Below are 13988 nucleotides of genomic sequence, written 5' to 3'. Positions count from 1 at the left end.
TGAAAAATTAACAAAAGAAGGGTAATTTAGGAGACTTTCCATTATGATCATAGTGATCGATGGACCGGCAGGGTCTGGTAAAAGCTCTACAGCACGCGCCGTTGCCGACAAGTTAGATATCGAATATTTGGATTCCGGAGCGCTTTATAGAACAGCAACCCTGCTTTATTTGGAGGCTGACCGGAACGAAGAGTTGTTCTTTAAGTTGTTGCAGGATAAAACGATTACATTCCATTATAGCAATGGATGTTTCCATGTTGCTATTGAAGGGGAGTCGGTTACCAGCCGTATTCGAACGATAGAAGTAGCTGAATATGTTTCCGAGGTAGCAGCAAGACCCCATGTTCGTCAGTTCGTAAATGATTTGATGCGCGATGTCGTGGATCGCGGCACATATATAGCGGAAGGACGAGATCTGGGTACGGCCGTTTTTCCAGATGCTGATTTAAAGTTTTATATGTCGGCTGATATTGAAGAAAGAGCCCGGCGCAGATATGAAGAGCGAAAGACCGACAATCCGGAGTTAACACTTGAACAAGTGAAACAGAATATCGAAGAGCGGGACCATAAGGATTCGAACAGGGAAACTGATCCGCTCAAAAAAGCAGTAGATGCTATTGAAGTTGATACGACCAACTTAAGTTTTGAACAACAAGTCGATAAAATTTGTTTAGAAATACGCGAAAGACTAAATAGTTGAACAATATGATTTAACTATAACCTTAACACTAATCCCATCCCGATCGTAAGGATGCGGTAATTTTAATCAAAAACTAATAATGACAGAAGAACTAAAACAAGAAGAAAACCAAGAAGAAAAAGAAGCACAGGTCACAACTGCCGAGGAGGCAACCGAAGACACAGCAGTTGATGCTGTTACTGAAGAAGAGGTGCGGGTAGAACCAGAAGAAGAATCTGTACCCTCATTTACCGGTGAAATCGATGAAGATGAAACCTATACCTATGACCAGCTGCAGGCTGCATCGGAGGATTATACTGATGAGGAGTTTCATCAGATGGAAGGAATGTATGAAGACACGCTTAATGAGATAGAAGAGAAGGAAATTGTTACCGGGCGTGTTGTTTCAGTAGATGAAGATTATGTAATTGTTGATATAGGATTTAAATCAGAAGGTATTGTTCAGGCAAATGAATTTCCTGATGAAGTTGTAGAAAACCTTGCTCCGGGAGATGAAGTTGATGTGTTTCTGGATAAGGTTGAAGATCAGGAAGGACAACTGATCCTTTCGCGTCGCAAAGCAGATATTCTCCATGCCTGGGAGACTATTGAACGTGCTGCTGAAACAGGCGAAGTTATTGAAGGATATATTAAACGACGTATAAAAGGTGGAATGGTTGCGGATATTATGGGCATAGATGCATTCCTGCCCGGCTCGCAGATCGATGTACGACCGGTACGCGATTTTGACGCCTATGTAGGTAAAACCATGGAGTTTCAGGTTGTGAAACTCAATATGCATGCCGAAAACGTTGTCGTTTCTCACCGTGCTCTTATCGAGTCTGATCTTGAAGAGCAGCGCGAAGAAATTCTCTCAACGATTGAAGAAGGACAGGTTCTTGAAGGTATCGTCAAAAATATTACCGACTTTGGAGTCTTTATCGATCTAGGTGGAGTGGACGGCCTGTTGCACATTACGGATCTCTCATGGGGACGTGTGGAGCATCCCGAAGAGATTGTTTCTTTGGATCAACACCTTAATGTCGCAGTTATCGATTTTGATGATGAGACCAAACGTGTCTCTCTCGGATTGAAGCAATTACAGCCGCATCCCTGGGATGAGATTGATCTTAAATATCCTGAGAATATTCAGGTTCAGGGCCGGGTTGTTTCTATTGCTGATTACGGGGCCTTTATTGAGCTTGAGAAAGGCGTTGAAGGACTTATCCACATCAGTGAGATGTCATGGACGCAGCATATTAAGCATCCGTCACAGCTGGTTAGCAAGGATGATATCATTGACTGTGTAGTTCTTAATGTGAATGAGCCCGAGAAGAAAATCTCACTCGGTGTCAAGCAGCTTGAGAAAGATCCATGGGAGGATATCGACAAACGATATCCCGTTGGATCCAAGCATACCGGAACCGTTCGCAATCTCACCAACTTCGGTGTGTTTGTTGAACTCGAACCCGGTATTGACGGACTCATCCATATCTCTGATCTGAGCTGGACCGAAAAAGTCAATCATCCTAACGAGATTATCGATAAGGATGATGAAATTGAAGTTGTGATTCTGGCGATTGACTTTGAAAACCGTCGAATTACATTGGGTCATAAGCAGATTGAGGAGAATCCCTGGGAGAAATTCGCAGAGGAATACAGCGGAACCAGTCAGGTCGAGGGCGAAGTTATCAAGACAACCGATAAAGGAGTCTTTGTTAACCTGCCATTTGGACTTGAAGGTTTCCTACCCGCAAGTAAAACTGCTGAAGATGGTGAGCCGGAAGAGAATTTCTCTGAAGGCGATAGCGTTGAGGCATTCGTAATTGAGCTTGATGAATCAAATAAGAATATTACGCTCAGTCAGCGAGAACAAGACGTTAAGAAAGCCGAATCATCCGAGAAGAAGACAAAGAAAAGCAGATCTTCTTCTTCAGATCAGCCTACACCGCAGACTGGTACACCAACACTCGGTGAAATGTCTGGCCTTGCTGATCTTAAAGAGCAGATGGCTGAAAAGGAAAAAGCTGAAGCAGCTAGAAAACTGCATAAAGCTGATGAGGACGAGGGAGAGGAAGAAGAGGTTGCTGATGAGCAGGAATAACAGCTTCTAGATTTCTCTTTCATCTTTTATAAAATTAAAAGGCTCAGCGTTCAAAACGCTGAGCCTTTTTTATTGATAAGCTTTTAGCTCGTGAGAGAAAAAAAGATAACCGACTATGGTACCTGTACCGTTGACATTATTTTCTCTATAATATCTTCGGAAGTAATATTTTCAGCCTCTGCTTCGAAAGTTGGGATGATCCGGTGGCGGAGAACATCCATAGCAATCGTTCTAACATCTTCGGGAGTAACATAAGCCCGATGCTGCATGAAGGCATGAGCCCGAGCCGCAAGATTGAGATTTATAGAAGCGCGGGGTGAGGCACCGAAGTTAATCAGCTCCGTTAAATCATCGAGATCGTAGCGACTGGGTTTTCGCGTAGTAAATACCAGATCAATAATATACTGCTCAACTTTTTCATCAATATAAATTTGATTAATAACCTCGCGTGCTTCGAGGACTTTTTGTGTGCTTACGACTGGTTTTAATTTCTGTTTTTCACCCGTCTGAGCCATGCGACGCATAATTTCCAACTCTTCACTTTCACTGGGATAGTCAATCTTTATTTTCATCATAAAACGATCTACCTGAGCCTCAGGCAGGGGATAGGTCCCTTCCTGCTCAACGGGATTCTGTGTCGCCAATACTAAAAACGGTTCCTCCAATGGATAAGTAGTTTCTCCTATTGTGACCTGTAATTCCTGCATTGCCTCGAGCAATGCACTTTGTACCTTGGCAGGGGAACGGTTAATTTCATCTGCCAGAATGATATTCGAAAAGATAGGCCCCTTCTTTACAGTAAATTCCGCTTCTTTTTGATTATAAATGAGTGTACCAATAAGGTCGGCCGGCAAAAGGTCGGGTGTAAACTGAAGGCGCTGAAACTTCGTGTTAATCACTTTAGCAAGTGATGAGACGGTAAGGGTTTTAGCAAGTCCGGGAACACCTTCAAGGAGTACATGGCCGTCTGCTAACAATCCGACCAGCAGCCGGTCTATCATGTATTGTTGGCCAACAATGACTTTGTTTAATTCTGAATAAATATCTTCAATAAAAGCGCTGGATTGTTGAATCCGTTCGCCCAATGCTTGCATGTTTACGGATGATGGAGTGTTGTCCATGATAATTTTTTTTTCCGTTGATTTAGATTTTGATAATGTAATACCTATTTTCTTGCGCTGTAAATATAAACGACTAAAGTTAATAAATGGAAATCATAGATTCTTTTATATTAGGACTTATACAGGGACTTACAGAATTTTTGCCTATAAGCAGTTCGGGGCATCTTGTCTTAGGAAAAGAGCTATTAGGAGGAGACTTTGAAAAAAATATTACATTTGAAGTCGTTGTTCATTTTGGCACCTTGTGCAGCATTCTCCTTTATTATAAAAAAGAGATTGGTGCTATTCTATTATCAATCTGGGAATTATTAAAAAATCCTGCCGAATTAAGTGAACGTTATGAAGACGATAGAAATATAAAACTCAGTTGGTTTATTTTGATCAGTATGATTCCGGCTATGATAGTAGGAATCACAATGGAAGATTTGATTGAAGAAACCTTTTTGAGTCCATTTCCTGTTTCAATAATGTTATTAGTTACGGGGGCAATTTTATTTAGCACCAGCTTCAGAAAAGAATATCCGAACAGGCTTACAAAAGGAAGTGCTTTTGGTATAGGTTTGGCTCAGGCTTTTGCTATTTTACCGGGGATAAGTCGTTCCGGTTCTACTATTTCACTTGGATTATATTTAGGTATCAAGCGCGAAGAAGTAGCGAATTTTTCTTTTTTAATGGTTATCCCGGTCATTGGCGGAGCTATGCTGTTAAAAACTATTGAAATGATCGAAGTAGGAGTTCCTTTTGAAACGATGTGGGGACTTATTGTCGGATTTATCACTTCTTTCATATCCGGCTATTTCGCACTTAAATACTTAATTATATTACTCCGTCATAAAGGGATTCATCCCTTTGCCTGGTATTGCTGGGCCATAGGGATTATCGGTCTCATTTCATTCTGGTAACCCTTATTACCTAAAGCAACAGAAGTATTACATAGAGTGGATTTAAAAAGTTGAAAATTCGTAATTTAAGTTGATGCCGTTTTTAAATTTATCTACCTTTGAAGCCACTAAAACAAATTGGATGATATGATTACTTATTTCTTCATTTTTCTGGCTGTTTTAGCTATTGCATCGGGACTGGCAATGGTTATAAGCAAGAATACGGTTAACAGTGCCCTTTTCCTGGTATTGAATATGGTATCCCTTTCTGGGTTATATTTATTGCTTCAGGCACAATTTATGGCCGTTATTCAGGTTTTGGTTTACGCCGGAGCTATTATGGTACTGTTTCTTTTTGTGATCATGCTTCTCAATGTAGATGATGAACAAAGTTTATTTAACAAGTTCCGTATTAAATACTTTGTCGCTTTTCTATTTGGCGTTGGAGTATTTACGCAACTTATTTATAGTATCGGAAGTTTCTCAAACACACTACCCGTAGTATCGGAGAAAATGGCACAGGTTGGGACGGTAGAAGCCGTTGGGGATGTATTATTTACCAAGTACTTGTTGCCCTTTGAACTAACAGCAATTCTATTGACAGCTGCCGTTGTAGGAGCTCTCATCGTTGCACAACATAAAATTAAACCTGCTAGAGAAGAATAAAATGCTTGGCATAGATTGGTATTTAGCACTTAGCGCTATCCTATTCTGTATTGGTATGATAGGAGTACTTATTCGTAAGAATGCAATTGTTATTTTTATGTGTGTGGAGTTAATGCTTAATGCTGTTAACTTATCTCTCATTTCCTTTAGTAGTCACTATGGCAATATAGACGGACAAATTTTGGTATTTTTTGCTTTGGCCGTTGCGGCAGCCGAAGCGGTTGTAGGTCTTGCAATCATTATTGCCATATTCCGGAATAATCTTTCGGTTGATATCAGCAGAGTTAATTTACTTCGCTGGTGATATTCTAAAAATATTTTTACCAGAAATGGCTGACATTCAATTCCCAATGAAAAGGATCTTTTACCTTTTCTCGACTAACTATTAGCGATCTTTTAAATAAAGGATCCCTTTACCTATCGCTTAAAAGTAGGAGTAGCCTTTTCTAAACGAAGCTTAAACTGAGTAGGAGTAACGGTTTAAGGTAATGTTGATTTATTTAAATTATAGGCTGTCTGGAAAATTTTTGCGGATAAAGGCCTCACTTGATGCATAGTTTATTGGAGAAGCATACTAGTTTAGTCTACTTCTGAATAAAGATATGAGAAAGTTATTATTTGAGATCAAAATAATAGACAGATTTCCCAATACTACTTGTGCTCATGAGTTAATAGGAATAAAGCGTGAGGAACACAACACGTCAAACAATTTGTTTGGGCGCCAATATCTCAATAGATAAGATTATATCAATACAAATAAGGCGACTACAATAAATCCCAGAAGTATAAAAGCCATAGCTGTGTGAATAGGGGTGGTGAATCCATCCGTTTTCACAGGCTGACCGGTAGAATCGGTATCACCATAATAAAGATACTTTCGTGGGTTACGGGAAATACGGCTTATCTTTTGAGCAGTATCCAGCATTATATTTTCTGCAACAGCAAAAATACGATCCGGTAGTTGTACAAAAATAGCTCGGACGAGGTGAGCTGGCCGGCGATAAAACCAATCCAGATCGAGTGAGATATTGGGAGCAGTGTTAAGTTTATCTTTCAAAAACCAAAAACCAATAAATCCGAATATTAATATTTGGGTCATCTCCACAAGGTGGTAAGCTGTATATGGATGATATGCTACTGGATAAGGAAGATGATTATACAGTAGAGAAGGAAAGATGCCGAATAAAACACAGAAAAAGGCAGCGATTCCCATAGCGATTTTCATATTGATGGGTATTTTGCTAACGGCAAATTCACTTTTAGCCTGTCCAAACCAAGTGAAGTAGGGCAGTTTTAGTCCCGTATGCAGGAAAGTACCTATAGAAGCTAAAAGCAGTATTATGGTAGCCGTTTCCATATGCGCATTACCGACAGCGCTGATAATCATTGACTTGCTTATAAAGCCATTAAACAGTGGAGCTCCCGAAATGGCCAATCCCCCGATGATATAAAGAATCACAACCAGGGGCATTTTTTTCGCAAAACCTCCAAGTTCAGAGAGTTTGTTTTTACCGGTGGCATACATGACGGCGCCGGCGCCCATAAAGAGCAGCGATTTATACAGTATATGGCTGAATGCATGTGCCGCAGCCCCGTTAAGAGCCATCTCGGTACCGATGCCTATACCCGTGACCATGTAACCAATCTGACTGATGATACTATAGGCAAGAATCTCACGAATATCGTTGGCAAGCAAAGCATAAATAGTCCCCCATATAGCCATTACCAGGCCAGCCCAAATCAGGATATCCCAACCAGGGAACAGACGGATTAATACATAGACCGCTGATTTAGTTGTAAGGGCACACATAAAAACCGCGCCTGTAATGGTTGCTTTGGGATAAGCATCCGCCAGCCAGGCATGTAGCGGAGGAATAGCGGAGTTGATAGCTACACCGATCAGTATCAAAGTGCTTGATGGCGTATATTCCGGAGCTAAAGGACTTAACAACAATGAACCTCCCTCCGATAAGTGAAGCAATATGCCACTGAGTAACAGTCCACCGCCAAAGGCATGGACCAAGATATAACGCATTCCTGCCTTATCGGAATCTTCTGTACGCCGGGCCCAAATTAGGTAAGAAGAAGTCACGGCCATGATTTCCCAATAGACAATGAGGGTAAAAAAGTCTCCCGCAAAAGTAACGCCCAGAGCACCACCGGCATAAGCAAGGGCGGACGTCTGCTGCCCTAGTTCTTTCATGTGAAGGGCATAGATACCACCTACGATGGTAATGAGGGCGAAGATGGTACCAAAAATCCGGCTTAGGGCATCGACCTTGAGTAGGTGAAGTTCATAATTCGCTAATGTTGCCTGCAATAAACTTCCTTCAGGAAGCATCCATAGAATGCCCAGAGCTATGGTTGGAAACAGTATAAATGCTGTCCCCCGCGTTTGCCGGGGAAGTAACGGCAATATAAATGCTCCGGCGATTAAAATGAGAGCCGGTATAGTAAAAAGTTCAACGATCATAATAATCTTCGTCGCTTAAGATGATTAATTTTCCCAGCCACTTGGAGAGAAATATGACAATAACAGAACCAACAAATCCCAGGATAATATAAAATGCCGGAATATGGCTCCACCAGTAATCTCCGTGGTGTTCTACCATAGTGAATTCAACAATGAGGCTAATCACTGCCAGAATTCCAAGTAATATCCAGTGCCATTTTTTCATAGTTACAGGGTATTAAAAACAGTTTCAGCTATATTGGATGCCAGCTCGAAAAAGTGGAAAAAGAGATCCGGAAACAGTCCAAAGATAACAGAAGCGGTTGCCGTTATCACAATGGGGACAACCATAAAGGGAGAAGCCTCCGTATGCCCCTCTAATTCCTTTCCGCCTTTCTTAAAGTAGGCACGATGAATGATGGGGAAGAAATATCCCACATTAAGTAAGCCGCTTATAATTAGAATGATCAGAGGGAGTATCATGCCACCCTCCAGTACACCTGCACCTAAAAACCATTTACTTACAAAACCATTTATAGGAGGAATTCCCGCAAGCCCCATTGAGCCAATGACAAATGCCCCCATGGTCCAAGGCATTACCTTAGCAATGCCATTCAAGTCGCTGATATTCTTTTTATGAAGATTGACCATAATTGCACCTGCACAGAAGAAAAGCGTAATCTTCATCGTGGCATGGGCAGATATATGCATAATACTACCGGTGAGTCCCAATGGAGTGAGCAGGGCGGCTCCTAATACAATATAGGAAAGGTGTCCCACTGTTGAATAAGCCAGCCGTCTTTTGAGGTTATCTTGGGCAAAGGCCAGTAGTGAAGCAACAATGATGGTAAAGCCTGCAATAACAATAAGAATTTCATTCAATCCAAAGTTGCCCATTACTTCCGGGCCGAACACATAGTGAACTACGCGAATGATTCCGAATACACCCGATTTTACGACTGCAACCGCATGTAAAAGGGCACTAACTGGCGTAGGAGCAGCCATAGCTGACGGTAGCCAACTGTGGATTGGCATAATACCAGCTTTAACCCCCACTCCGCCTAGGTAAAGCAGAAACAAAGAGACCGCCATGGTATTACTGAGATCCACATCTCCAAAAATACCGCCGGGCTGGAATTCAAGGGTTCCTGTTAGGGAATAGGTAATCCCTACCGCTGCAATAAGCAACAGACCTGCTGTTAACGTATAAGCCAAATATTTCCGTCCCGCGCGGATTGCCTCTTTGTTTTCACTGTGTATAACGAGCGGATAGGTAGCAATAGTCAGCATCTCATAAAAGAGGAGGAAGGTTAACAGGTTTCCGGAAAAAGCGATACCTATGGTTGAAGACAGGCATACGGCAAAACTTGCAAAATAGCGGGTTTGCTTCTTCTCTTTATGTCCCCGCATGTAGCCGATGGAATAGAAGGACGTGAAAATCCACAAACCAGAGGCTATGATCGCAAAGAAGACTCCAAAAGGATCGGCATGAAGTTCAATAGGAAGGTTCGGCGCAATTTCAAACAGGGTGAGTTCAACGGTACGACCCTCTAAAGCAGTAGGGATAAGCGTTAAGACTAGTAAGAATTTAACTACCCCAGCCAGAATAGTCCAGAATTCACGCAGATTAGGTTTGTTGGAACTCAACAAAATAAATGGCACCGCGGCAAGCGATGCGAGTACAGCATATAGGGGTACGAAAGTAAGCTCCATTACTAATATTAATTTCTTGGTTTATAATCCAGCGGGAAACATGGTTACAATTGCAGAAACGATAAATGCATTCAGCAGGCCTACAGCCAATATACCGACTGCAATTACAGAAGTGGTCCAAAGCATAGAGGGTTTGACCTCATTAGAACGCAAAGAAGACAGGATGCCTGCCTTATCTTCATCCGATTCGGGATTACGCAGGTACACTTTTTCAAGAATTCGGAAAAAGTATACTGCATTAAGCAACGAGCTTAAAAGTATAACTGCCAGTAGCAGCCAGCTTCCGTTTTCAATGGTTCCAAGCGCCAGGTACCACTTACTGAAAAATCCAGCCAGGGGAGGCAGGCCCACCATCGACAATGCCGCTGTTGTAAAGGCCAGCATAGTCCATGGATATTTTTTTCGATAGCTTTCATCAAATTTCGTTATATCTGAATGTCCTTCTTTCAATCTCAAATTGCCAGCTACTAAAAAGAGACAGGCCTTCATTAAAGCATGGTTAAGTACATGGAGTACCGCTCCGATAAATCCAAATGGATTGGCAAGGCTAATGCCCATGATTATATACCCAATTTGCGAAATACTGCTGTATGCCAGCATTTTTTTAAGTTCGCTTTGGGCAATCGCCATAATTGATCCATATAAAATACCGATTCCGGCCAGAACACCGATAATTTCAGTAATGGGAATAGCCGTATCAACAATATCGACTCCAAACAGATAAAGCACGACTCGAAGAAGAACATAGGCCGCAACTTTAGTGCCAATAGGTGCAATAAGAGCGGAAGAAGTCGAAGAGGCATAAGTATAGGAATCGGGCAGCCATCCATGCAGAGGGAAGAGTGCCGCTTTTACCCCTATGCCGGCTACTATTAATACCAAGGCTGTTATAACAGCTGAATTTGATATAACCTCTGGCAACATAGCGGTCATATCAATGATGTTAAGCGTGCCGGTAATGGTGTATAAAAATCCGACTCCCAATAAGTATAGCGATCCGCCAACGGTACCAATAATTAAATAGCGGAAGGCAGCATAGGGAGCTCGTTTCTCTCCAATCCCGATAAGGGCATAGCTGGCAAGTGAAGAAATTTCAAGGAAAACATAGAGATTAAAGAGATCTCCCGTTAAAACCATGCCATTAAAACCAAGCATTAACAGCATGGTAACTGAATAGTAGCCTGTTACCTTACCAGGGAATTCTGTTTTTCCGATCATCCGGGAATGGATAAGAACAAAAAGGGCAATGGCATTTATGACCAACACTATAAAGCCGGACAGTCCGTCATATACAAACTCAATGCCTATGGGTGGTTCCCAACCCCCGAAGAAATAACGAATAGTTTCTGTTTCGGTCACATAGTTATAGAAACCATACCCAGATAAGCCCGTAGCAATAGCTGCACCAAGTACAGCCCAATAATAGGATAGTTGCCGTTTCCATAGCCCTAAAAGAGGAATTAGGATAGCAAATGCCAGAAATGTAAAAGGAATTAAAGCCGGTATATCTGATCCGATCATTGAATCTTCTCTAACAGTTCTTGTTCGTTCAGGGTCTCGTAGCGGTTGTAGATCGTAATAAGCAGTGCAAAGGCTACGCCTAGTGTTGCAACTCCCACTACAATAGCTGTAAGCATGAGGGTATGGGGTAGAGGATTCATGTAATTACTAACCTCTGTTATAGGGAACGCTTCACTTTTAACCGGTACCGTTGCATCCCATTTGCTAGCGACAGAAACAAAAAATAAGATAACCCCGGTTTGAAAGATGGATAATCCAATTATTTTTTTGACAAGGTTATCTTTTATAAGCATCCCATAGAGTCCGATAGCCAACAGGATAATTGTGAACCAGTAAGCGTAGTGTCCGAGTACAAAATCAATCATTCGTCTTCTCCTCTAACCATATCATCAAAAATAGATACAAGTACTGCCATAACGGTTAGGCCAATACCCAGTTCAATAATTAAAATTCCCCAGTACCTTAATTCAGCCCCATCGAGGCCTGGAATTGGCAATTGACCATAATCAAGGAAATATCCGCCGGCAAATAGGGCAACTAAACCCGTACCAAAATATATGAGTACCCCAACAACCGCCAGGGGAGTAGTGAGATAATCACTGAATTGAATGCGCGAAATACGACGACCGCTTGAAATACGTATGAGAAGCAGAGAGGCTGCCAGAAGAGTACCACCCTGAAAACCACCACCGGGACTATAGTGACCGTGAAAGATCACATAGAGTCCAAAAACCATGATGTAAGGGCTTAAAAGTCGTGAGCCTAATAATACAATTGGGCTTGCTACACGTTTTTTCATTCGTCTTCCCTGTGTTTTCTCAAAAGCAGAAAGCAGATCATACCTGCCGTAAAGATTACAATTTGTTCTCCAAGCGTATCAATACTACGATAATCTCCTAATACAACCGTAACCATATTATTGGTGTGAGCATCGTGATAGGCCTCCTGTACATAATAATTACCGGGTACTTCTGTACCGGTAATACTCGTTTCCTGATTCATTTGATTGTCCACATCACCGCGATACGGCAAAGCCATTGACGCAAAAAGCAGGAGCGCCGTAAAGCAAATAATGAGAAAAAGCTGGATGTAATTCTTCAATCTACTGTCTCGTATGTGGTTTGATAGATGGCAACGACAAGTAAAATACCAGTCACCCCGGCTCCAACTACAGCCTCTGTAAACCCAACGTCTACAGCTCCCATTGTTGTAAACAAGAGGGCATTCAAAAAGCTGAAGATCGTGAGCATAACAACTGCTATGAGTAAATCATCTGCTTCAAGAGCGATAATTGCCGTAGTGAGCAAAAAGCAAAATAATATAAGTTCAAATTCCCAATACATCAGTCTCAGTTCCCCTTCTTTTTATCGGTCCCTTTAAACATTGGCTTAAGCTTCGCCTCGTAGGCGGCACGAGCTAAAGCATGGGAACCTATTGGATTTGACAGTGCAATAAATAATAAGATCAATAACAGTTTGAGACTATTAATATGAAACCCTTCATATATAATTAGTCCTGTAATGATCAACAGAAGCCCCAGTGTATCACTTTTGCTGGTAGCATGGGTGCGGGAATAAAAATCGGGCAGGCGAACCGTACCAAGACTGCCAACCAACAGGAAAAATATGCCCGCAATAACAAAGAATACCGTAAATATAATCTGAATACTAGTCATCATATCGAACCTCTGTCGCAGCAAAATATTTGGCAATGGTAAGTGAGCCTATAAACCCAAGAATGGCATAAGCCAGTGTTATATCAATAAACATATCTATCCGGCCAAAAAGATAACCGATCAGGCAAATCAAGGCGATAGTTTTTGTAGCGATGGCATTGGTCCCGATCAGACGATCGAATACCGTAGGCCCTTTGACCACACGATAGGCCGGAATCGCAATAATAGCCGTTAAAATGACGGCGCTGTACAGAAAAAAAGTATGCATTACAGATTTTCGTTATCTGATATAATTGTTACATCCGATACCACTGGATGCATGTCCTTAGTGAAAAGCTTTAGTACTTCCTGAGGCATTTTATCATTGACTATGCCCTCATAGGCATTTTGATCAATAGAATGAACGAGAAATTCGTCCTCATGTATATCGACCGTAAGCGTACCGGGCGTAAGAGTAATAGAATTTCCTAAAATCATTTTGGCATGAGCGCTGGGTAGATCCACCTTAAAGCGTACCATTCTTTGTTTGACCGGTAAAGAAGGCGTAAGTATGAGGCGTGCGACCTGAATTCCCGAGACAATAATTTGCCAAGACATCCATACTAAATAAAAGATAAGCCGTCCGTACCGTATATCATCTAATACATCAACCTCATCATCAAAATACTTATGCTTTTTTAATTGGTAATTGAGTGCCATAACTCCCGCAACGCTAACCACACCCATAAGACTGTGGATGGGGTCAAAAAAGCCACTCATAATGTACCAGAAGGCCATCAAGGTGACAAAAGAAACAATGAAACTCCGGATTGATAAGGTCTTCAAAGGATCTGTCCTTATTGTTAGTGAATGCTAATAATCAAAACAAAATGGTCGCTAAACATACAAAATCTATGTTAGACCTAAAATAGAAATCGCACGACTAGTATGGATTTAACAACTCTTTTAAATTTAGATTGCGATCTGAATTTAGTTTGAGGTGAAAATAAAAAAGCCGTTCAATATTTGAAAATTCAATTCTTCCTTTTTTGCAGTAGAAAATATCCAAGGCTTACATTCGATCAATCTCTTCGCCTGACTTTTAACAAAATATTATATAATTGTGGTGAAAGTATAGACATTAGTAACAAAAAGGGAATGAAGCTAATTTAGAAAGCAACTAAATAAAAGTATTGA

Annotated in this window: 17 protein-coding genes; 5 read left to right on the top strand and 12 right to left on the bottom strand. The window is 41.4% G+C overall.

Annotated elements, in window-relative coordinates; genetic code table 11:
- The first annotated feature begins 43 nt into the window (after positions 1-43).
- Complete coding sequence (gene cmk / locus ABEB05_RS06265) at positions 44-700, top strand: (d)CMP kinase (RefSeq protein WP_265788509.1); 657 nt, start codon at positions 44-46, stop codon at positions 698-700.
- A gap of 79 nt (positions 701-779) precedes the next feature.
- A complete protein-coding gene (rpsA, locus tag ABEB05_RS06260) occupies positions 780-2783 on the top strand; it encodes a 30S ribosomal protein S1 (protein ID WP_265788507.1) in 2004 nt (667 codons plus the stop codon).
- Between the two features lie 113 nt (positions 2784-2896).
- On the opposite strand, the gene ABEB05_RS06255 is transcribed toward rpsA, so the two are convergent.
- Complete coding sequence (locus tag ABEB05_RS06255) at positions 2897-3904, bottom strand: AAA family ATPase (protein WP_265788505.1); 1008 nt, start codon at positions 3902-3904, stop codon at positions 2897-2899.
- Between the two features lie 86 nt (positions 3905-3990).
- Between ABEB05_RS06255 and ABEB05_RS06250 the strand changes: the two genes are divergently transcribed.
- The 3 genes from ABEB05_RS06250 (at position 3991) to nuoK (ending at position 5755) form a co-directional block, all read left to right on the top strand.
- Positions 3991-4806: an undecaprenyl-diphosphate phosphatase gene (locus ABEB05_RS06250; RefSeq protein WP_265788503.1), complete on the top strand. Its 816-nt coding sequence runs from the start codon at positions 3991-3993 to the stop codon at positions 4804-4806.
- 126 nt (positions 4807-4932) lie between these two features.
- Entirely contained in the window at positions 4933-5451 is a 519-nt protein-coding gene (locus ABEB05_RS06245; RefSeq protein ID WP_265788502.1) for an NADH-quinone oxidoreductase subunit J family protein, read from the top strand.
- Between the two features lies 1 nt (position 5452).
- Positions 5453-5755 (top strand): NADH-quinone oxidoreductase subunit NuoK, encoded by a 303-nt coding sequence (gene nuoK, locus ABEB05_RS06240; protein WP_265788500.1) that lies wholly within the window; start codon positions 5453-5455, stop codon positions 5753-5755.
- Between the two features lie 438 nt (positions 5756-6193).
- Here the strand turns inward: nuoK and ABEB05_RS06235 are convergent, their stop codons facing one another.
- The 11 genes from ABEB05_RS06235 to ABEB05_RS06185 are packed head-to-tail and all read right to left on the bottom strand — an operon-like array spanning position 6194 to position 13637.
- On the bottom strand, positions 6194-7924 hold the full coding sequence (locus ABEB05_RS06235; protein ID WP_265788498.1) for a Na(+)/H(+) antiporter subunit D: 1731 nt from the start codon (positions 7922-7924) through the stop codon (positions 6194-6196).
- Positions 7914-8129 carry a hypothetical protein gene (locus ABEB05_RS06230; RefSeq protein ID WP_265788496.1) on the bottom strand — a complete coding sequence of 72 codons (216 nt, stop codon included), beginning with the start codon at positions 8127-8129 and terminating at the stop codon, positions 7914-7916. Before ABEB05_RS06230 ends, ABEB05_RS06235 begins: the two co-directional genes overlap by 11 nt.
- A gap of 2 nt (positions 8130-8131) precedes the next feature.
- The gene (locus ABEB05_RS06225; RefSeq protein WP_265788494.1) at positions 8132-9616 is read right to left on the bottom strand and encodes a monovalent cation/H+ antiporter subunit D family protein; all 1485 of its coding nucleotides are present in this window, start codon (positions 9614-9616) and stop codon (positions 8132-8134) included.
- A 21-nt stretch (positions 9617-9637) separates the two neighbouring features.
- Positions 9638-11137 carry a complex I subunit 5 family protein gene (locus tag ABEB05_RS06220; protein WP_265788492.1) on the bottom strand — a complete coding sequence of 500 codons (1500 nt, stop codon included), beginning with the start codon at positions 11135-11137 and terminating at the stop codon, positions 9638-9640.
- Positions 11134-11502, bottom strand: coding sequence for a cation:proton antiporter subunit C (locus ABEB05_RS06215; RefSeq protein ID WP_265788490.1), 369 nt, complete (start codon positions 11500-11502; stop codon positions 11134-11136). Before ABEB05_RS06215 ends, ABEB05_RS06220 begins: the two co-directional genes overlap by 4 nt.
- Complete coding sequence (locus ABEB05_RS06210; protein ID WP_265788487.1) at positions 11499-11936, bottom strand: MnhB domain-containing protein; 438 nt, start codon at positions 11934-11936, stop codon at positions 11499-11501. The genes ABEB05_RS06215 and ABEB05_RS06210 overlap by 4 nt, the downstream gene beginning before the upstream one ends.
- Positions 11933-12238 carry a hydrogen gas-evolving membrane-bound hydrogenase subunit E gene (gene mbhE / locus ABEB05_RS06205; protein WP_265788485.1) on the bottom strand — a complete coding sequence of 102 codons (306 nt, stop codon included), beginning with the start codon at positions 12236-12238 and terminating at the stop codon, positions 11933-11935. The genes ABEB05_RS06210 and mbhE overlap by 4 nt, the downstream gene beginning before the upstream one ends.
- Positions 12235-12444, bottom strand: coding sequence for a Na(+)/H(+) antiporter subunit B (locus tag ABEB05_RS06200; RefSeq protein WP_265788483.1), 210 nt, complete (start codon positions 12442-12444; stop codon positions 12235-12237). The genes mbhE and ABEB05_RS06200 overlap by 4 nt, the downstream gene beginning before the upstream one ends.
- A 41-nt stretch (positions 12445-12485) precedes the next feature.
- Positions 12486-12815 carry a monovalent cation/H(+) antiporter subunit G gene (mnhG, locus tag ABEB05_RS06195; protein WP_265788482.1) on the bottom strand — a complete coding sequence of 110 codons (330 nt, stop codon included), beginning with the start codon at positions 12813-12815 and terminating at the stop codon, positions 12486-12488.
- Positions 12805-13080: an MrpF/PhaF family protein gene (locus ABEB05_RS06190; RefSeq protein WP_265788480.1), complete on the bottom strand. Its 276-nt coding sequence runs from the start codon at positions 13078-13080 to the stop codon at positions 12805-12807. The genes mnhG and ABEB05_RS06190 overlap by 11 nt, the downstream gene beginning before the upstream one ends.
- On the bottom strand, positions 13080-13637 hold the full coding sequence (locus ABEB05_RS06185) for a Na+/H+ antiporter subunit E (RefSeq protein ID WP_265788478.1): 558 nt from the start codon (positions 13635-13637) through the stop codon (positions 13080-13082). The genes ABEB05_RS06190 and ABEB05_RS06185 overlap by 1 nt, the downstream gene beginning before the upstream one ends.
- Between the last annotated feature and the right edge of the window lie 351 nt (positions 13638-13988).

Origin of the sequence: Fodinibius salicampi (assembly GCF_039545095.1) — a bacterium.
In the GTDB taxonomy this organism is placed as follows: domain Bacteria; phylum Bacteroidota; class Rhodothermia; order Balneolales; family Balneolaceae; genus Fodinibius; species Fodinibius salicampi.
This window is presented reverse-complemented; position numbering and strand designations above follow the sequence as displayed.